Genomic DNA, 22224 nt, shown 5'->3' on the forward strand with positions numbered 1-22224 from the left:
GAACGCCACGGCGCTCCACAATGCCGTGGCGGTCGTGGGCCTGTCCTGCCGTTTCCCGCAGGCACCCGACCCCGCCGCCTTCTGGCGCCTGCTCACCGACGGCGCGAGCGCCGTCACCGAAACGCCCGACAGCCGCCGGGACACCTCGGCCGCGTCCGGCCCGGACGCCCCCGGCACCGTGCGCCGCGGCGGCTACCTCGACCACGTCGACCGCTTCGACCCCGGCTTCTTCGGTATCTCGCCGCGCGAGGCCGCGGCCATGGACCCCCAGCAGCGCCTGGTCCTCGAACTCGGCTGGGAGACCCTGGAGGAAGCAGCCGTCGTCCCCGCGCGCCTGCGCGGCAGCCGCACCGCGGTCTTCGTCGGCGCCATCTGGGACGACTACGCCACCCTCGCCCGCCGCCTCGGCCCCGAGACCGTCGGCCGGTACACCCTCAGCGGCCTCAACCGGGGCATCATCGCCAACCGCCTCTCCTACGCCCTCGGCCTGCGCGGCCCCAGCCTGACGGTGGACGCCGGCCAGTCCTCCTCCCTGGTCGCCGTCCACCTGGCCTGCGAGAGCCTGCGGCGCGGCGAGTCCGACCTCGCCCTGGCCGGCGGTGTCAACCTCGCCCTCGCCCCGGACAGCGCCCTCGCCTCCGCCGGTTTCGGAGCGCTCTCCCCGGACGGCCAGTGCTACACCTTCGACGCCCGCGCCAACGGCTACGTACGCGGTGAAGGCGGCGCCCTGGTCCTCCTCAAGCCGCTCGCCCGCGCCCTCGCCGACGGCGATCGCATCCACTGCGTCATCCGTGGCAGCGCCACCAACAACGACGGTGGCGGCGACGGCCTGACCGCACCCCTGCGCGAGGCGCAGGAGGACGTGCTGCGCCTGGCCTACCGCCAGGCCGCCGTGAACCCCGCCGACGTCCAGTACGTCGAGCTGCACGGCACCGGTACCCGGCTCGGCGACCCCATCGAGGCCGCCGCCCTCGGCACGGTCATCGGCGGCGCCCGCCCCGACGGCACCCCCCTGCTCGTCGGCTCGGTCAAGACCAACATCGGTCACCTGGAAGGCGCGGCCGGCGTCGCCGGGCTCGTCAAGACCGTCCTCTCCCTCCGCCACCGCCACATCCCCGCGAGCCTCAACTACCAGAAGCCCAACCCCGCCATCCCTCTCGACGCCCTCAACCTGCGCGTCGCCGCCGAGTCCCAGCCGTGGCCCGACCAGGACGGACCCCGACGGGCCGGCGTCAGCTCCTTCGGAATGGGCGGCACCAACTGCCACGTCGTGCTGGAGGAATGGCCCACCCCGGCGCCGGCCGACGCCGAGACGCTCGACGCCACGACGCCGGACTCCGTGACGCCGGCACCCCACGCCGAGCCGGAAGCGGCCGACCCGGGGGCCGCCGCCCCCGCACCGCTCCCGTGGATCGTCTCCGCCCGCACCCGCAAGGCACTGCGCGGCCAGGCCCGCCGACTGCTCACCCGCCTGGAGAACGATCCCGACGCCGACCCGGCCGACATCGCCTGCTCCCTGGCCGAGACCAGGACCCGCTTCGAACACCGTGCCGTGGTCGTGGGCGGGCACCGCGACGAACTGCTGCGCGGTCTGACCGCCCTCGCGGCGGGCACCCCGTCGAACGACGTCGTCACCGGCGTCTCCCAGCCCTCCCCGGCCACGCCCGCGTCCGCCCCCGACGGCATCGCCGCCCCCACCCGCACCGCCTTCCTCTTCGCCGGTCAGGGTTCCCAACGGCCGGGTATGGGGCGCGAGTTGTACGACGCCTATCCCGTCTTCGCCGAGGCCTTCGACGCCGTGGACGCCGAGTTGCCGTTCGCGCTGCGGGAGATCGTGTTCGGCGACGGGGCGGACGTACTGAACCGGACGGAGTACACGCAGCCCGCCCTGTTCGCCCTCCAGGTCGCCCTCTACCGCCTCGCCGAGTCCTTCGGCGTACGCCCCGACGTCGTGTTCGGGCACTCCGTCGGCGAGATCGCGGCGGCGCACGTGGCCGGCCTCTGGTCGCTGGCCGACGCCTGCCGCGTCGTCACCGCCCGCGGACGCCTGATGCAGGCCCTCCCCGCGGGCGGCGCGATGGTCGCCGTCGAGGCGACCGAGGACGAGGTGCTCCCCCTGCTGACCGACCAGGTCGGCATCGCGGCGGTCAACGGCCCCCGCGCGCTGGTCGTTTCGGGCACGGCCGAAGCCGTCGAGCAGGTCGGCGCGCACTTCCGGGCCCGCGACCGCAAGGTGACGGCCCTGCGCGTCAGTCACGCCTTCCACTCCCCGCTCATGGAACCGATGCTGGACGAGTTCCGCGCCGTCCTCGCCGGCATCACCTACGGGCAGCCCACCCTCCCGATCGTCTCCGACGTCACCGGCCGCCTCGCGACGGCCGAGGAACTGACGTCCCCCGACTACTGGACCCAGCACGTCCGGCAGCCCGTACGGTTCGCCGACGGCATCCGGACGCTGGAGGAGCAGGGCGCCCGCCGCTTCCTGGAACTCGGCCCGGACGGCACCCTGACGGCCCTCGCCGAGCAGAGCCTCAACGACGACGAGACGGTCGCCGTGCCCGCCGTGCGCAAGGACCGCCCGGAGCCGACGGCCTTCCTCGCGGCCCTCGCCGGACTGCACACCCGTGGCCTCCCCGTCGACTGGACCCCCCTCTTCGCCGCCCGCCGGGCCCGGCCCACCGCCCTGCCGACCTACGCCTTCCAGCGCCGCCGCTACTGGCTGCCCGACCCCGTCGCGTCCGGGACCCCGACGTCCGCGACGCCCGTGCCGTCCCCGGCGGCTCCGGAAGACACCGAGGACGCGACCGCCGCCGTAGCGCAGGACACCGACGACGCGCTCTCCCCGCTCCACGACGACCTGGCCGGACTCTCCCCGCGCGACCGGCACGGCGCTCTGCTGGACCTGGTGCGGGCCCACGCCGCGACCATCCTCGACCACGAGTCGGCCGACGAGGTCGAGCCCAGCCGCACCTTCAAGGACCTCGGCTTCGACTCCCTCACCTCCGTCGACCTGCGCAACCGGCTCAAGGCCGCGACCGGCCTGCCCCTGCCCGCCTCCCTGCTGTTCGACTTCCCGACCCCGGACGCCGTGGCCGGACACCTCGACGAACGGCTCTCCGGCGCCACCGTCTCCGCGCCCCTGCCGACCGGACCGGCGAACCCGGCCGACGATCCGGTGGTGATCGTCGGGATGGCCTGCCGGTTCCCCGGTGGGGTCGGTTCGCCGGAGGATCTGTGGCGGCTGGTCAGCGAGGGCGGGGACGCCATCGGCGCCTTCCCGACCGACCGTGGCTGGGACCTCGACGGGCTGTACGACCCGGAGCCCGGCACTCCGGGCCGCGTCTACGTGCGCGAGGGCGGATTCCTCCAGGACGCCACGTCCTTCGATGCCGGACTGTTCGGGATCTCGCCGCGTGAGGCGCTGGCGATGGACCCGCAGCAGCGCCTGCTGCTGGAGACCTCGTGGGAGGTCCTGGAGCGTGCGGGCATCGACCCGGCGACGCTGCGCGGCAGCCGCACCGGCGTCTTCGCCGGGCTCGTGGAACAGGGCTACGGAGCCTGTCTGCGCGACGCAGCCGAGGAGTCGGACGGCTATGTCCTCACCGGCACGACCCTCAGTGTGGCGTCGGGGCGTATCGCGTACACGTTCGGTTTCGAGGGTCCGGCGGTGACGGTGGACACGGCGTGTTCGTCGTCGCTGGTGGCGCTGCATCTGGCGGCGCAGGCGCTGCGTTCGGGTGAGTGCGATCTGGCGCTGGCCGGTGGTGTGACGGTGATGGCGGGGCCGGAGATGTTCGTGGAGTTCTCGCGGCAGCGGGGGCTGGCGGTGGACGGCCGGTGCAAGGCGTTCTCGGACGGGGCGGACGGCACTGCCTGGTCGGAGGGTGTGGGTCTGCTGCTGGTCGAGCGGCTCTCGGATGCGCGGCGCCTGGGCCACCGGGTCCTGGCGGTGGTGGCGGGTTCGGCGGTGAACCAGGACGGTGCGTCGAACGGTCTGACGGCGCCGAACGGTCCGTCGCAGCAGCGGGTGATCCGGCAGGCGCTGGCCGGTGCGGGGCTCAAGGCCGCTGATGTGGATGCGGTGGAGGCGCACGGTACGGGTACCCCGCTGGGTGACCCGATCGAGGCGCAGGCCCTGCTCGCCACGTACGGCCAGGACCGTGAGCAGCCGCTGCTTCTGGGGTCGTTGAAGTCGAACATCGGTCACACGCAGGCGGCGGCCGGTGTGGGTGGTGTGATCAAGATGGTGATGGCGATGCGGCACGGCGTCCTGCCGCGGACCCTGCACGCCGACGCGCCGTCCTCCCACGTCGACTGGAGCGCCGGTGCGGTCGAGCTGCTGACGGAGGAGCGCGGTTGGCCCGAGACGGACCGGGCGCGCAGGGCCGGGGTCTCGTCCTTCGGTATCAGCGGCACCAACGCCCACGTCATCCTCGAACAGGCCCCTGCCGCTCCGGCGGAGGCCGAGACGTCCGCAGAACCGCAGCGTCTCCCGGTGGCGCCCGTCGTGCTGTCGGGCGCGGCCGACTCCGCGGTGCGCGATCAGGCGGCGCGCTTGTCGGCGTGGCTGGAGGACGGCCCGACCGAGGACGTCCGCCCGGCCGACGTCGCCCTCGCGTCGGTCACGAGCCGGGCCGTTCTGGAGCACCGCGCGGTGGTCCTGGCCGCCGACCGGGACGACCTGCTGCGAGGTCTGCGCGCACTGGCGGCCGACGCCGAAGCACCGGGGCTCATCCGCGGTGCGCAGGCACGTGCGGGCAAGACGGCACTGCTCTTCGCCGGTCAGGGTTCCCAGCGCCTCGGCATGGGCCGGGAGTTGTATGCCACGTACCCGGTCTTCGCCGAGGCCTTCGACGCCGTGGACGCGGAACTGCCCTTCGATCTCGCGGAGGTGGTGTTCGGCGAGGACGCCGAGCGCCTGAACCGCACGGAGTTCACCCAGCCGGCCCTCTTCGCTCTCGAAGTGGCCTTGTTCCGGCTGCTGGAGTCGTGGGGTGTGCGCGCGGACGTGCTGGCCGGTCACTCGATCGGTGAGATCGCCGCCGCGCACGTCGCGGGAGTGTGGTCGCTGGCCGACGCGTGCCGTCTGGTGGCGGCGCGCGGCCGGCTGATGCAGGCGCTGCCGGCCGGCGGTGCCATGGTCGCGCTCCAGGCCTCCGAGGACGAGGTGCTGCCCCTGCTGGAGGGGGAGGTCGGCCTCGCAGCCGTCAACGGCCCACGAGCGGTCGTGATCGCCGGTGCGGCGGACACGGTGGAGAACGTCGCCGCGCAGCTCCGGACCCAGGGACGCAGGGTGACGGCCCTGCGGGTCAGCCACGCGTTCCACTCGCCGCTGATGGAACCGATGCTCGACGACTTCCGGGCCGTGGCCGAGACACTGACCTACGGCGCACCGCGTCTGGCCCTCGTCTCCACGCTCACCGGTGCCCCCGCCGAACCCGCGCAGCTCATGACCCCGGACTACTGGGTACGACATGTGCGCCAGGCCGTCCGCTACGGCGACGCCGTGCGCACGCTCGCGGGACAGGGCATCGCGCGATTCGTGGAGATCGGTCCCGACGGCACGCTGACCGCACTCGCGCAGGCGTGCCTGGACGGCGAGGGGGAGGGCCCGCTGCTGCAGCCCTGCCTGCGCAAGGACCGCCCGGAGGGCGAAACGGTACTGGCCGCGGTCGCCGCCCTGTTCACCCGTGGCGGAGACGTGGACTGGCGCGAGGTCGTCGCACGGACCGGGGCCCGCGCGGTCGAGCTGCCCACCTACGCCTTCCAACGCAAGACCTACTGGCCCACCAAGGCCCGGGAAAGGTTCGACGGTGACCTCTCAGGACTCGGCCTCGCGGCCGCCGATCACCCCCTGCTCGGAGCGGCGCTGGCACCGGCCGACTCGGACCGGGTGGTCCTCACCGGTCTTCTCTCGCTTCGGAGCCACCCCTGGCTACGGGACCACGTCGTCTCCGGAGTGGCGCTCTTCCCCGGCACCGGCTTCCTGGAACTGGTCCTCCGCGGGGCCGACCAGGTGGGCTGCGACCGGGTGGAGGAACTGACGATCTCCGTCCCGCTGGCACTCCCCGAGCACGGTGGTGCACGGGTCCAGGTGCTGGTCGACGGACCGGACGACTCGGGCCGTCGGGGAGTGAGCGTCTTCGCACGGGCGGAGGGCGCGGCGGAGGACGAGGCGTGGACCCTCCACGCCACAGGTGTGGTGACCGACCGGACGGAGGCTCCGTACCCGGACCGCTCCCTCGACACCGCCTTCGCCGTGTGGCCCCCACGGGACGCGGTGGCGGAGCCGGTCGAGGGCGCGTACGAGGCGCTGGCCGGGCTGGGGCTGTCGTACGGACCGGCGTTCCGGGGCCTGCGTGCCATGTGGCGGCGCGGCGACGAGGTGTTCGCCGAAGTGGCCCTGCCCGAGGCACAGGGAGAACTCGCGGACCGGTTCGGGATGCATCCCGCGCTGCTGGACGCCGTCCTGCACGCCGTCCTGCGCGGAACGTTCGGTGCCGAGAACTCGCTGCGACTGCCCTTCTCGTGCAGCGGTGTGTCGCTGTGGGCGACGGGCGCGCGGGAGCTGAGGGTGCGCGTGACCCCGGCGGGTCCGGACGCCGTGACCCTCGATCTCGCGGACACGACCGGCGCCCCGGTCGCCTCGGTGGACTCACTGGTGATGCGTGAGGCGACCGGGGGAATCGCATCGGCCGACGGTGGACGAGACGGCCTGTTCCAGCTCGACTGGGTGCGCGTCCCGGCGGCCACCGGCCCCGCCCCCCAGGTGAGGACAGGACTGCCCGAACCGACCGAGGCCGTGGCCGGCGACGTGCTGGTGCGCTTCGATCGCCCTGACGGAGATCAGCCGGCAGCCGCCCACGCCGTCGCCCGCACCGCGCTCGAAACGGTGCGCGTCTGGCTGGCGGAGGAGCGGTTCGAGGGTGCGCGTCTGGTGGTGGTCACCGAGGGCGCGGTCACGCTCGACGCGACGGCTCCCGATCCCGCCCTGGCCGCGGTGTGGGGTCTGGTGCGGGCGGCGCGGGCGGAGAATCCGGGCCGTTTCGTGCTGGTGGACGTGGACGGCACGGACGAGTCATGGGCTGTGGTGAGCGGGGCTCTGGCTTCTGGTGAGGCCGAGTTCGCGGTGCGTGGTGGGGTGGTGTTCGTTCCGCGGCTGGTGCGTGCGGCGTCCGGTGGGGCGTTGGCGGTTCCGGTGGAAGAGTCGGCCTGGCGGCTGGACATCGTGGAGAAGGGCACGCTGGAGGGGCTGGCGCTGCGTGGTGTTCCGTCGTCGGATGGGTTGGCGGATCAGCAGGTGCGTATCGCCGTTCGTGCGGCGGGTGTCAACTTCCGTGATGTGCTCAACGCGCTCGGTATGTACCCCGGGGACGCCAAGGACTTCGGTCTGGAGGGTGCGGGTGTGGTGACCGAGGTCGGCCCTGGGGTGTCGGGGCTGGCGGTGGGTGACCGGGTGTTCGGGATGTTCTCGGGTGCGTTCGGGCCGGTGGCGGTGGCGGATGCGCGCAAGGTGGCGCGGGTGCCCCAGGGGTGGTCGTTCGCGGAGGCGGCGTCGGTTCCGATTGTGTTCCTGACCGCGTACTACGCGCTGACCGACCTCGGGGCGGTGAAGCCGGGCGAGTCGGTGCTGGTGCACGCGGCTGCGGGCGGTGTGGGCATGGCTGCGGTGCAGTTGGCGCGGCATCTGGGTGCCGAGGTGTTCGGTACGGCGAGTGCCGGCAAGTGGGGTGCTCTGCGTGCCCTCGGTCTGGACGAGGGGCACATCGCCTCGTCCCGGGATCTGGCCTTCGAGGCTGCGTTCCTCGCGGCGACCGGTGGCGACGGCATGGATGTCGTCCTGGATTCGCTGGCGGGTGAGTTCGTGGACGCGTCGTTGCGTCTGCTGCCGCGCGGTGGGCGGTTCCTGGAGATGGGCAAGACCGATGTCCGTGACCCGGAGACGGTGGCGGCGGAGCACGCCGGTGTGGTGTACCGGGCGTTCGATCTGATGGATGTGGAGCCGGAGCGGATCGGCGGGATGCTGGCCGATCTGGTGGCTCTGTTCGAGGCGGGGGTGCTCAGGCCGCTTCCGGTCACGTGCTGGGATGTGCGCAGGGCTCCGGAGGCGTTCCGGTATCTGTCGCAGGCCCGGCACGTGGGCAAGGTGGTCCTCACCGTCCCCGCGCCGCTGGACCGGGACCGCACGGTCCTGGTCACCGGTGGTACGGGTGGTCTGGGCGCGCTGGTGGCCCGCCATCTGGTGACCGAGCACGGGGTACGGCGTCTGCTGCTCGCCAGCCGACGTGGCCCCGATGCGCCGGGAGCCGGTGAACTCGTCGCCGAGCTGGGCGACTTGGGTGCCGAGGTGGACGTCGTGGCGGTGGACGTCGCCGATCGCGACCAGCTGGCCGCCGCGCTGGCCGGGCATGCGCTGACCGCTGTGGTCCACACGGCCGGCATCGTCGACGACGGTGTGGTGTCCTCCCTCACCCCGGAGCGACTCACCACGGTCATGCGGCCGAAGGTCGACGCGGTGACGCACCTGCACGAGCTGACCCGCGACGCCGACCTGTCCGCGTTCGTCGTCTTCTCGTCCGTCATGGGCACCTTCGGAGGTGCGGGGCAGGCCAACTACTCGGCTGCCAACGCCTTCCTCGACGCCTTCGCCTCCTTCCGCCGGAAGGAGGGGCTGCCCGCGGTGTCCCTGGGCTGGGGTCCGTGGGCGCCGGGGGCCGGCATGACCGCCGAGCTGACCGAGGCCGGCCTGCGCCGTATGGCACGCGAGGGCATGCAGCCGCTGGCTCCTGAGCGGGGCCTGGGCCTGCTGGACGCGGCACTCGAACAGGGTCCCGGGCTGGAGCGGGCGGCCGTGCTGCCCATCGAGCTCGATCTGACGGGGCTGCGCCGGCGACCGGCGGAGGAAGTGCCGGCCTTGCTGCGTGCCCTGGTCCGGGTCCGTGCCCGTCGCAAGGCCGAGGCCGGAACGGGCAGCGGAACGCGGCACCAGGACCTCAAGGCACAGCTGTCGGCCATTCCGCCGGCGGACCGCGACCGGCTCGTGTCCGATTTGGTCCAGGGTGCTGCGGCCGCCGTGCTCGGCCACGCCTCCACGGCCGACATCGAGGTGGACCACACCTTCAAGGAACTGGGTTTCGACTCCCTGACCTCGGTGGAGCTCCGCAACCGCGTGAATGCCGCGACCGGCATGAGGCTCCCCGCCACCCTGATCTTCGACTACCCCACGCCCGCCGCCTTGATCCGGCACATCGGAACGGAGCTGGTGGGAGGAGACGAGCAAGCAGCCACGGCCGCACTGCCCGCGCCGACGAGTGTGACCGACGATCCGGTGGTGATCGTCGGGATGGCCTGCCGGTTCCCCGGTGGGGTCGGTTCGCCGGAGGATCTGTGGCGGCTGGTCAGCGAGGGCGGGGACGCCATCGGTGGCTTCCCGACCGACCGTGGCTGGGATCTCGACGGGCTGTACGACCCGGAGCCGGGCACGGTCGGGCGTACGTACGTCCGTGAGGGTGGCTTCCTCCACGACGCTACGTCCTTCGACGCCGGCCTGTTCGGGATCTCGCCGCGTGAGGCGCTGGCGATGGACCCGCAGCAGCGGCTGCTGCTGGAGACCTCGTGGGAGGTTCTGGAGCGTGCGGGCATCGACCCGGCGACGCTGCGCGGCAGCCGCACCGGCGTCTTCGCGGGCGCCATGGCCCAGGACTACGGCTCCTCCCTGCGCGGTACTTCCGAAGGCGCCGACGGCTACCTGCTGACCGGGAACACCGGCAGTGTGGCGTCGGGTCGTATCGCGTACACGTTCGGTTTCGAGGGGCCGGCGGTGACGGTGGACACGGCGTGTTCGTCGTCGCTGGTGGCCCTGCATCTGGCGGCGCAGGCGCTGCGCTCGGGTGAGTGCGATCTGGCGCTGGCCGGTGGTGTGACCGTGATGTCCACGCCGGACACCTTCGTGGAGTTCTCGCGGCAGCGGGGGCTGGCGGTGGACGGCCGGTGCAAGGCGTTCTCCGACGGCGCGGACGGCACGGCCTGGTCGGAGGGTGTGGGTCTGCTGCTGGTCGAGCGGCTCTCGGATGCGCGGCGCCTGGGCCACCGGGTCCTGGCGGTGGTGGCAGGTTCGGCGGTGAACCAGGACGGTGCGTCGAACGGTCTGACGGCGCCGAACGGTCCTTCGCAGCAGCGGGTGATCCGGCAGGCGCTGGCCGGTGCCGGGCTCAAGGCGGCTGACGTGGATGCGGTGGAGGCGCACGGTACGGGTACCCCGCTGGGTGACCCGATCGAGGCGCAGGCCCTGCTCGCCACGTACGGCCAGGACCGTGAGCAGCCGCTGCTTCTGGGTTCGTTGAAGTCGAACATCGGTCACACGCAGGCGGCGGCCGGTGTGGGTGGTGTGATCAAGATGGTGATGGCGATGCGGCACGGCGTCCTGCCGCGGACCCTGCACGCCGACGAGCCGTCCTCGCACGTCGACTGGACGGCCGGGGACATCGAGCTGCTCGCAGAGGAGCGGGCGTGGCCGGAGACGGGCCGTGCGCGGCGCGCGGGTGTGTCGTCCTTCGGGATCAGCGGCACCAACGCCCACGTCATCCTCGAACAGACGCCTGAAGCGGCGGTCGTTGCGGAGAGTACCGCGATCGACGAGGCGGCAAGCGGCGAGGCGTCGGTGTTGCCGTGGGTGTTGTCGGCGGCCGGCGGTGGCCTGTCGGCCCAGGCCGAGAATCTGGCGGCGTTCGTCGAGGCGCGGCCCGACCTCCCCCTCGCCGACACTGCTCGGGCGCTCGCCACCACAAGGACCGTCCTGGAGCACCGCGCGGTGATCCTGGCCGCCGATCGCAACGAACTGCTCCACGCTCTGAGCGCTCTCGCCGAGGGCGGTACGGAGCCCAACGTCATACGGAACTCCGCGCAGACCAACGGCCGGACGGCCTTCCTGTTCGCGGGGCAGGGTTCGCAACGCCTGGGTATGGGGCGTGAGTTGTACGAGGCGTATCCCGTCTTCGCCGAGGCGTTCGACGCCGTGGGCGCGGAACTGCCCTTTGATCTGCGGGAGGTGGTGTTCGGCGAGGACGCCGAGCGTCTGAACCGTACGGAGTTCACCCAGCCGGCCCTCTTCGCTCTGGAGGTGGCGCTGTTCCGGCTGCTGGAGTCGTGGGGTGTGCGGCCGGACGTGCTGGCCGGTCATTCGATCGGTGAGATCGCGGCGGCGCATGTGGCGGGTGTGTGGTCGCTGGCGGACGCGTGCCGTCTGGTGGTGGCGCGCGGCCGGCTGATGCAGGCGCTGCCGGCCGGTGGCGCGATGGTGGCGCTGCAGGCGGCCGAGGACGAGGTCCTGCCTCTCCTCGGTGAGGAGGTGGGTCTCGCGGCGGTCAACGGGCCGCAGGCTGTGGTGGTCGCGGGTGTTGCCGAAGCCGTGGCGGAGATCGCGGACCGCTTCCGTGCTCTGGACCGCAAGGTCACCGCGTTGCGGGTGAGTCATGCGTTCCACTCGCCGTTGATGGAGCCGATGCTTGAGGACTTCCGGGTGGTGGCCGAGGGGCTGTCGTACGGGCAGCCTCGGATTGCGGTTGTCTCGACGGTGACGGGTGAGGTGGCTGCGGCTGAGGAGTTGATGTCGCCGGGGTACTGGGTGGAGCACGTGCGTCGGCCTGTGCGGTTCGCGGGTGCGGTGGGGCGGTTGGCGGAGCAGGGTGTGTCGCGGTTCGTGGAGCTGGGCGCGGACGGAACCCTGACGGCGCTGGCGCAGGGCGGCCTTGACGGTGCGGACGGGGGCGTTCTGCTGACCCCGACCCTGCGCAGGGACCGCGCCGAGACCCACTCGCTCCTCTCGGCGGCAGCGGAGCTGTTCGCACGCGGCACCGCACTCGACTGGACCGCCGTCTTCACCGGTACGGCTGCTGCCGCGACCCCCTGCGACCTGCCGACGTACGTGTTCCAGCGGCGCCGCTTCTGGCCCGCCGCCTCCGCCCTGCACACCCGGGATCTGGGTGCGGTGGGGTTGGGTGTGGCGGGGCATCCGTTGCTGGGTGCGGCGGTGGAGTTGGCCGGTGGGGATGGTCTGCTGTTGACGGGGCGTGTGTCGTGTGGGGTGCAGGAGTGGTTGCGGGATCATGTGGTGGCGGGTGTGGTGGTGTTTCCGGGGACGGGGTTCCTGGAGTTGGCGTTGCGGGCGGGGGAGCAGGCCGGGTGTGACCGGGTGGAGGATCTGACGATCGCGGCGCCGTTGGTGGTGCCGGAGCGGGGTGGGGTCCGGGTTCAGGTGCGGGTGGGTGCGGCGGACGAGGCCGGCCGCCGCACACTGGAGATCCACTCCCGTCTCGAAGAGCTGCCCGACGATCTCCCCTGGACCCTGCACGCCACGGGCGCACTGGCCGCGCTCGCGGACGCCCCGTCCGCGGCTTCCCCCGATCTCGGTGTGTGGCCGCCGCAGGGTGCGGTGGCGGAGCCGGTCGAGGGGGTGTACGAGCGTTTCGCCGGTCTGGGGCTGTCGTACGGTCCGGTGTTCCAGGGTCTGCGGGGTGTGTGGCGGCGTGGCGAAGAGGTCTTCGCGGAAGTCGCGTTGCCCGAGGAGCATGAGGATGGGGCGGAGCGGTTCGGGGCGCATCCGGCGTTGGTGGATGCGGCGCTGCACGCGGTGATGTTCACGTCGGTGCTGGGGGACGGGCGGGCGCGGTTGCCGTTCTCGTGGTCCGGGGTGTCGTTGTGGGCGTCGGGTGCGCGTGCGTTGCGGGTACGGGTGGTGGAACTGGGTTCGGACGCGGTGGCGTTGGAGCTCGCGGATGCCGCGGGTGGGCTGGTGGCGTCGGTGGAGTCGCTCGTGCTGCGGGAGGCGTCCGGCGACCTGGCGAAGGCGGACGCCCGCCACGTCGACAGCCTCTTCCAGACAGACTGGGCCCCGGTCCCGCTCGCCCCGTCTGCCGACGGCGTGACGCAAGCCCCCGCTGTGCTCGTCGGTCTCCCCGACACTGCTGTGGAGCCCGGGACGGACGTCCTGCTGCGGGTGCGGCGGCCGGTCGGCGGCGCGGCCGAGGCCGCGCACGAGGTCACGGCCCACGTACTCGCCCAGGTCCAGGCCTGGCTGTCGGAGGAGCGGTTCGAAGGCGCCCGCCTGGTGCTCCTCACCGAAGGGGCCGTCACGATCGACGAGTCGTCCGCCGATCCGGCCCTGGCCGCGGTGTGTGGCTTGGTCCGCGCGGCTCGCGCCGAGGCGCCGGACCGGTTCGCACTGCTCGACGTGGACGGCACGGACGGGTCCTGGGCCCTGGTGCCCGCCGCGCTCGCCTCGGGCGAGCCGGAGCTGGCGCTGCGCGGTGGCACCGCCTACGCGCCCCGGCTCGTCCGCGCCGCGACCGGTACGGCTCTGACCATTCCCGCAGGGCAGTCGGCCTGGCGGCTGGACATCGCGGAAAAGGGCACGCTGGAGGGGCTGGCGCTGCGTGGTGTTCCGTCGTCCGATGAGTTGGCGGACCAGCAGGTGCGTATCGCCGTTCGTGCGGCGGGTGTCAACTTCCGCGATGTGCTCAACACGCTCGGCATGTACCCCGGGGACGCCAAGGACTTCGGTCTGGAAGGCGCCGGTGTGGTGACCGAGGTCGGCCCGGGCGTGACGGGGCTGGCGGTCGGTGACCGCGTCATGGGCCTCTTCTCCGGTTCGTTCGGGCCGGTGGCGGTGGCGGATGCGCGCAAGGTGGCGCGGGTGCCCCAGGGGTGGTCGTTCGCGGAGGCGGCGTCGGTGCCGGTGGTCTTCCTGACGGCGTACTACGCGCTGACGGATCTGGGGGCGGTGAAGCCGGGCGAGTCGGTGCTGGTGCACGCGGCCGCGGGCGGTGTGGGCATGGCTGCGGTGCAGTTGGCGCGGCATCTGGGTGCCGAGGTGTTCGGTACGGCGAGTGCCGGCAAGTGGGGTGCTCTGCGGGGGCTGGGCCTGGACGAGGGGCACATCGCGTCCTCGCGTGACACGGGCTTCGAGGCTGCGTTCCTGGCGGCGACTGCCGGCAGGGGCATGGATGTGGTTCTGGATTCGCTGGCGGGTGAGTTCGTGGACGCGTCGTTGCGTCTGCTGCCGCGTGGTGGGCGGTTCCTGGAGATGGGCAAGACCGATGTCCGTGACCCGGAGACGGTGGCGGCGGAGCACGCCGGTGTGGTGTATCGGGCGTTCGACTTGATGGATGTGGAGCCGGAGCGGATCGGCGGGATGCTGGCCGATCTGGTGGCTCTGTTCGAGGCGGGTGTGCTCAGGCCGCTTCCGGTCACGTGCTGGGATGTGCGCAGGGCTCCGGAGGCGTTCCGGTATCTGTCGCAGGCCCGGCACGTGGGCAAGGTGGTCCTCACCGTCCCGGCGCCGTTGGACCGCGAGGGCGGGACGGTGCTGGTGACCGGTGGTACGGGTGGTCTGGGCGCGCTGGTGGCCCGTCATCTGGTGACCGGGCACGGGGTACGGCGTCTGCTGCTGGCGGGCCGTCGTGGCCTCGATGCGCCGGGAGCCGGTGAACTCGTCGCCGAGCTGGGTGGCTTGGGCGCTGAGGTGGATGTCGTGGCGGTGGATGTCGCCGATCGCGACCAGCTGGCCGCCGCGTTGGCCGGGCGTTCGCTGACGGCCGTGGTGCACGCGGCGGGTGTCCTGGACGACGGCGTGGTGTCCTCCCTCACCCCGGAGCGGTTCGCGACGGTGATGCGGCCGAAGGTGGACGCGGTGACGCACCTGCACGAGCTGACCCGCGATGCCGACCTGTCCGCGTTCGTGGTCTTCTCCTCCGTCGCCGGGACGTTCGGCGGCGCGGGTCAGGCCAACTACGCGGCCGCCAACGCCTTCCTGGACGCCTTCGCCGCCCGTCGGCGTTCCGCCGGTCTGCCCGCGGTGTCCCTCGCCTGGGGTCCGTGGGCGCCCGGTGCGGGCATGACCGCCGAGCTGACCGAGGCCGACCTGCGACGCCTGGCGCGGAGCGGGATGCTCCCGCTGGCCCCCGCCCAGGGTCTCGGCCTGCTGGACACCGTGATGGACCTGGGTGCGGGCCTGGAACGGGCCGGCGTGCTGCCGGTCCACATGGACATCGCGGCGCTCCGCCGACGGGCACCCGAGGACGTGGCCCCGCTGCTGCGCGCCCTGGTGCGCGGTCACGGCCGCCGCAAGGCCGGGATCGCCGCGGCGGGCGAGGCCACGAGCCTGCGGCAGCAGCTGCTCGCGCTCCCGGCCGGCGAGCGTGAGCGCTTCCTCCGCGGTTTCGTCTCGACGCAGGCCGCCTCGGTGCTCGGGCACCAGTCGACGCAACAGGTGGACGCGGACCATACCTTCAAGGACCTCGGCTTCGACTCGCTCACCTCGGTCGAACTGCGCAACAGACTGAACGCGGCGACCGGCATGCGGTTCCCCGCCACGCTGGTCTTCGACTACCCGACCCCGGCTGACGTGGCCCGTTTCGCGCTCGCGGAACTGGTCGAGGACGGCGGGCCCGACGCCGTCGCCACCGACAGGCTCCTGCCTGCGCCGACGAGTGTGACCGACGATCCGGTGGTGATCGTCGGGATGGCCTGCCGGTTCCCCGGTGGGGTCGGTTCGCCGGAGGATCTGTGGCGGCTGGTCAGCGAGGGCGGGGACGCCATCGGTGACTTCCCGTCCGACCGTGGCTGGGACCTCGACCGCCTCTATGACCCGGAGCCGGTCACGCCCGGTCGTACGTACGTCCGTGAGGGCGGGTTCCTCTACGACGCCGCCCTGTTCGATTCCTCGCTGTTCGGGATCTCGCCGCGTGAGGCGCTGGCGATGGACCCGCAGCAGCGCCTGCTGCTGGAGACCTCGTGGGAGGTCCTGGAGCGTGCGGGCATCGACCCGGCGACGCTGCGCGGCAGCCGCACCGGCGTCTTCGCCGGCGCCATGGCCCAGGACTACGGTTCCTTCCTCAGGTCGGGCGAGCTCGACTCGGGCGGTTACCTCATGACCGGGAACACCGGCAGTGTGGCGTCGGGTCGTATCGCGTACACGTTCGGTTTCGAGGGTCCGGCGGTGACGGTGGACACGGCGTGTTCGTCGTCGCTGGTGGCCCTGCACTTGGCGGCGCAGGCGCTGCGCTCGGGTGAGTGCGACCTGGCGCTCGCCGGTGGTGTGACCGTGATGTCCACGCCGGACACCTTCGTGGAGTTCTCGCGGCAGCGGGGGCTGGCGGTGGACGGCCGGTGCAAGGCGTTCTCCGACGGCGCGGACGGCACGGCCTGGTCGGAGGGTGTGGGTCTGCTCCTGGTCGAGCGGCTCTCGGATGCGCGGCGCCTGGGCCACCGGGTCCTGGCGGTGGTGCGGGGCAGTGCGGTCAACCAGGACGGTGCGTCGAACGGTCTGACGGCGCCGAACGGTCCCTCGCAGCAGCGAGTGATCCGGCAGGCGCTGGCCGGTGCCGGGCTCAAGGCCGCTGATGTGGATGCGGTGGAGGCGCACGGTACGGGTACCCCGCTGGGTGACCCGATCGAGGCGCAGGCCCTGCTCGCCACCTATGGCCAGGACCGTGAACACCCGCTGCTGCTCGGCTCGTTGAAGTCGAACATCGGTCACACGCAGGCGGCGGCCGGTGTGGGTGGTGTGATCAAGATGGTGATGGCGATGCGGCACGGCGTCCTGCCGCGCACCCTGCACGCCGAAGAGCCGTCCTCCCACGTCGACTGGACGGCCGGGGACATCGAGCTGCTCGCCGAGGAGCGGGCGTGGCCGGAGACGGGCCGTGCGCGGCGCGCGGGTGTGTCGTCCTTCGGGATCAGCGGCACCAACGCCCACGTCATCCTCGAACAGGCGGCCGCGCCGGACCGCACCGACGAGGACAGGGCGCGCGACGAGAGCCACGGGGCCGCCGACCGTGGCGTCATCCTCCCCCTCTCCGCCGCCGAACCGCAGGCCCTGTGCGACCAGGCCGAGCGCCTGGCGACCCTCCTGTCGTCGGACACGGAGCTGTCGCACCATGACGTCGCCCTGTCCCTGGCGACGACGCGTTCCGCACTGGAACACCGTGCCGTGGTGGTGGCCACCGACCGCCGGCAGGTCCTGGCCGGGCTGCGGGCCGTGACCGGCCGGCAGCCCGCCGCGCAGGTGATCAGCGGCACGGCGGTCGCCGACGGGGGCCGTACGGCCTTCCTGTTCGCGGGCCAGGGCGCGCAACGGCTGGGCATGGGCCGCGAGTTGTACGCAGCCCATCCCGTCTTCGCCGAGGCCTTCGACGCCGTGGACGCGGAACTGCCCTTCGACCTGCGCGAGGTGGTGTTCGGCGAGGACGCCGACCGGCTGAACCGTACGGAGTTCGCGCAGCCCGCGTTGTTCGCGCTGGAGGTGGCGCTGTTCCGGCTGCTGGAGTCGTGGGGTGTGCGTCCGGACGTGCTGCTGGGGCACTCCATCGGTGAGCTGGCCGCCGCGCACGTCGCGGGGGTGTGGTCGCTGGCGGACGCGTGCCGTCTGGTGGTGGCGCGCGGCAGGCTGATGCAGGCGCTGCCGGCGGGTGGGGCGATGGTGTCGCTCCAGGCGTCGGAGGACGAGGTCCTGCCCCTGCTCGGCGACGAGGTGGGCATCGCGGCGGTCAACGGACCGGAGGCGACCGTGGTCGCCGGCAGCGAGGCGGCCGTCGAGGCGATCGCCGCGCACTTCCGGGACCTCGACCGCAAGGCCACCCGGCTGCGGGTCAGCCACGCCTTCCACTCGCCGCTGATGGAACCCATGCTCGCCGAGTTCCGCAAGGTCGCGGAAAGTCTGGCGTACGGACGTCCGCGGCTGACCGTCGTCTCGACGCTCACCGGCGAACTCGCCGAAGCCGACGACCTGATGACGCCCGACCACTGGGTGCGGCACGTTCGCCACGCCGTACGGTTCGCGGCTGCCGTGAGCCGGGCGAGCGACGAAGGAGTGTCCCGCTGGGTCGAGTTGGGACCGGACGGCACGCTCACCGCGCTGGCGCGGGAAGTGGTGCAGGCCGGCCCCGCCGAACAGATCCTCTTCGTGCCCGCGCTGCGCAAGGACCGCGACGAGCGCGCCACTGTACTGACCGCCCTGGCCGAGCTGTACGTGCGCGGTACCGAACCGGACTGGCCTGCCGTGTTCGAGGGTGGTGGCGCCCGCCGGGCCGAGCTGCCGACTTACGCCTTCCAGCGGCAGCGCTTCTGGCCGGACGCCCCGGCCGCCACGGCCGGTGACGCGACCGGTCTCGGACTGACCTTTGCCGGGCACCCGCTGCTCGGCGCGGAGGTGGCGCTGGCGGAAGGCGGCGGAGCGCTGCTCACCGGCAGGCTCTCCCTCACGACCCACCCCTGGCTGCGGGACCACGCGGTGGCGGGCACGGTCCTGTTCCCGGGGACCGGCTTCCTCGAACTGGCCCTCCAGGCCGGTCTGCGCGTGGGCTGCGCCCGTCTGGCGGACCTGACGCTCGAAGCACCGCTCGTCCTCACCGAGCAGGGCGGCGTACGGATCCAGGTCGCCGTCGGCGGCCCGGACAGCTCTGGACGGCGTACCGTGTCCGTCCACTCCCTGGCCGACTCCGCCGAGGCCACGGCCGAGGGATGGGTACGTCACGCCGGTGGCGTCCTCGACACCGACCCCACCGACGAGACGGACGCCGACGGCCCCTTCGGAGACTGGCCGCCCGCGGAGGCGACCCCCGTCCCGCTGCACGGCTTCTACGACCGTCTCGCGGACGAGGGGTACACCTACGGCCCCGTCTTCCAGGGCCTGCGTGCCGTCTGGCGGCAGGGCGAGGACGTCTACGCCGAGGTCGGACTGCCCGCCGGCCAGCAGGACGAGGCAGGGCGCCACGGCCTGCACCCGGCCCTGCTCGACGCCGCGCTGCACGCCTGGCTCGCCGCGGGACGGGCGACGGCGGACGCCTCCGGCGAGGCACCCGCCGCCGACGGGGTGCGGCTGCCGTTCGCATGGAGCGGGGTCTCGCTGACCGCGGTCGGCGCCTCCGCCGTGCGGGTACGGCTGGCACCGGTGGACGAGGACACGATCACGCTCGCCGTCGCCGACGCCGAGGGCCGAGGCGTGGCCCGCGTCGACGCCCTCACCCTCCGTGAGCTGAGCGGGGAGGCACTCACCCCCGCCGTCCGCCCGTCGGCCGGGCACGACACCCTGTTCCGGGTGGACTGGAGCGCGCTGCCCGCGCCGTCCGGCGCCCTCCCCGACCAGGCCGGACAGTGGGCCGTCGTCGGGCCGGAGATCGCCGGGCTGCCGGACGCGCCGGCCGGTCACTACGCCGACGTCACGGCCCTGGCCGAGGCGGTCGCCACGGGCACACCCCTGCCGGGCGCGGTGCTCGTCGCCTGCGACCCGTCCGCGACCGGGACACCGGCACCGGCGACTTCCACGGTGGACGTCACCAAGACGGTGCTGCACCAGGTCCTCGCCCTCGTGCAGAGCTGGCTGGCGGACGACCGCCTCGGCGCCGCCCGACTGGTGCTGGTCACCCGGGGCGCGGTGCCCGCCGACGGCGACCGGGCGCTCACCGACCCGGTGGCCGCCTCCGTCTGGGGTCTGGTCCGCTCCGCCCAGTCGGAGCACCCCGGACGCCTGGTCCTGCTCGACCTCGACCCCGGAACACCCGTCGCTCCCGATCACGTCGCCGCCGTCCACGCCGTCCACGAGAGCGGCGGGGCCGGCGCCACCGACCCCACCCCCGCACTCGCCTCCGGCGAACCCCAACTCGCCCTGCGCGCGGATGCCGTACTCGTGCCCCGGCTGCAACCGGCCGGCACCGGCGGCGCGCTGCTGCCGCCGCCCGGTGAGTCCGTGTGGCGGCTGGACGTCACCACGCCCGGCACCCTCGACAGCCTGGCCCTCGTCGGCTGCCCCGAGGTCACCGGACCGCTCGCCCACGGTGAGGTACGGGTGGCGATGCGGGCCACCGGCGTCAACTTCCGTGACGTCCTGGTCTGCCTCGGCATGCTCGACCGCGAGGTGCCCGGCCGTGAGGGCGCGGGCGTGGTCCTGGAGACCGGCCCCGGTGTCACCGGGCTCGCCCCCGGCGACCGGGTGCTCGGCCTCTTCTCCGGGGCGTACGGCCCGGTCGCGGTCACCGATCACCGTCTGCTCACCCGGCAGCCGCACGACTGGTCCTTCACCGAGGCCGCGGCGGCGCCCATCGTCTTCCTCAGCGCCTACCACGGCCTGGTGGACCTGGCGGACCTGCGTCCCGGCGAGGCCGTCCTCGTCCACGCCGGCACCGGAGGCGTCGGCATGGCCGCCGTCCAGCTCGCCCGGCACCTGGGCGCCGAGGTCTTCGCCACCGCCGCCCCCGCCAAGTGGGAGACGCTGCGGGCCATGGGTCTGGACGACGACCACATCGCCTCCTCGCGCGACACGGACTTCGAGGAGAAGTTCCTGCGGGTGACCGCCGGCCGCGGTATGGACGTCGTCCTCAACTCCCTGGCCCGGGAACTGATCGACGCGTCGTTCCGGCTGCTGCCGCGCGGCGGACGCTTCATCGAGATGGGCAAGACCGACCTGCGCGACGCGCCGACCGTCGCCGCCGCTCACCCGGGCGTGGTCTACCGGGCGTTCGACCTGCGGGACGTCGACCCCGACCACACCGCCGAGATGCTGACGGCCGTGCTCGCCCTGTTCGAACAGCGGGCACTGCGTCCGCTGCCGGTCACCACGTGGGACGTACGGCGGGCCCCGGAGGCGTTCCGGTACCTCAGCCAGGCACGGCACACCGGCAAGATCGTCCTCACCGTCCCCGAGCTGCCCGTCGACCTGGCCCACGCCGTGGAGGACGCGCACGACGGACGCACCGAGGAGCGCGCCCACCGCGAAGGCACCGTCCTGATCACCGGCGGCACCGGCACGCTCGGCGCGCTGTTCGCCCGGCACCTGGTCACCCGCCACGGCGTCCGCCATCTGCTGCTCACCAGCCGCAGCGGCCCAGACGCCCCCGGCGCCGCCGAACTCGCCGCGGAACTGACCGGCCTGGGCGCCACCGTCACCGTCGCCGCCTGCGACCTCGCCGACCGTGACGCCCTGGCCGCACTGCTGGCCGGGATCCCCGCCGAGCGACCGCTGACCGCCGTCCTCCACGCGGCCGGCATCCTCGACGACGGCATCCTGGACGCCCTGACACCCGACCGCGTCGACCACGTCCTGCGCCCGAAGGCACAGGCCGCCTGGACCCTCCACGAACTCACCCGCGACCTGCCCCTGTCGGCGTTCGTCCTCTTCTCCTCCGTGGCCGCCACCTTCGGCAGCCAGGGACAGGCCAACTACGCAGCTGCCAACGCCTTCCTCGACGCCCTGGCCCAGCACCGCAGGGCCCGGGGACTGGCCGCGCTCTCCCTGGCCTGGGGCCTGTGGGACACCGACGACGGCATGGCGGGCACCCTCGGCGCCGCCGACCTGCGGCGCATCGGCCGGATGGGTCTCGCCCCGCTCCCGGCGGACGAGGGCCTGGCCCTGTTCGACACGGCCCTCGCCGCCGACCAGGCGCTGCTGCTGCCCACCCGCCTGGACCTGCCCGGGCTGGAACGCCGCGGCACCGAACCGCCCGCCCTGCTCAAGGCCCTGGCCCGCACCCCGGTCCGACGGGCCGCGGCCGACACCACCGGCACCCCGGCCGACGGCCAGGACGCCGGAAGCGGTACGCAGGTGTCGTTCACGGAGCTGCTGCGGCCACTGCCCGCCGAGGAACGGGAACGGGCCGCCCTCGACCTCGTCCGCACCCACACCGCGGCGGTCATCGGGCACTCCGACCCCGAAGCGGTCGACGCCGACCGGCCGTTCAAGTCGCTGGGCTTCGACTCGCTCACCGCGGTCGAGATGCGCAACCGGCTCGGCGCGGCCACCGGACTCACCCTGCGGGCCACGCTGGTGTTCAGCTACCCGACGCCCGCGGTCCTCGCCCGCCACCTGCTGGAGCAGTGCGCGCCCCGCGACGAACGACCGGCCGACGTCCTGCTCGCCGAACTCGACAAGATCGAGTCCGTGATGGCCGGCACGCACCCCGCGGCCGACGGTACCGACGACGCCGCGCTGAACGACAAGGTGACCGCCCGCCTGCGGGACCTGCTGACCCGGTGGACGAGCAGCACCGGCACCACAGGCGACACGGCCACCACAGGCGGCACGGCGGGCACGGCCGCCACGGGTGACACAAGTGGCACCACGCCGACCGTCACCGGACTCGAATCCGCGACGGACGACGAGATGTTCGACCTCATCAACAAAGAGCTGGGCATTTCCTGACCCCGACCGACCCCGGACCGCTCAGGACCCGACGT

General features: G+C 73.1%; 1 protein-coding gene. It reads left to right on the forward strand.

What is annotated here, in order from left to right:
- The first annotated feature begins 25 nt into the window (after positions 1 to 25).
- A complete protein-coding gene (locus tag U5640_RS39785; RefSeq protein ID WP_340384086.1) occupies positions 26 to 22189 on the forward strand; it encodes an SDR family NAD(P)-dependent oxidoreductase in 22164 nt (7387 codons plus the stop codon).
- The last annotated feature ends 35 nt before the right edge of the window (positions 22190 to 22224 follow it).

This window comes from Streptomyces sp. SS7 (assembly GCF_037993025.1).
In the GTDB taxonomy this organism is placed as follows: domain Bacteria; phylum Actinomycetota; class Actinomycetes; order Streptomycetales; family Streptomycetaceae; genus Streptomyces.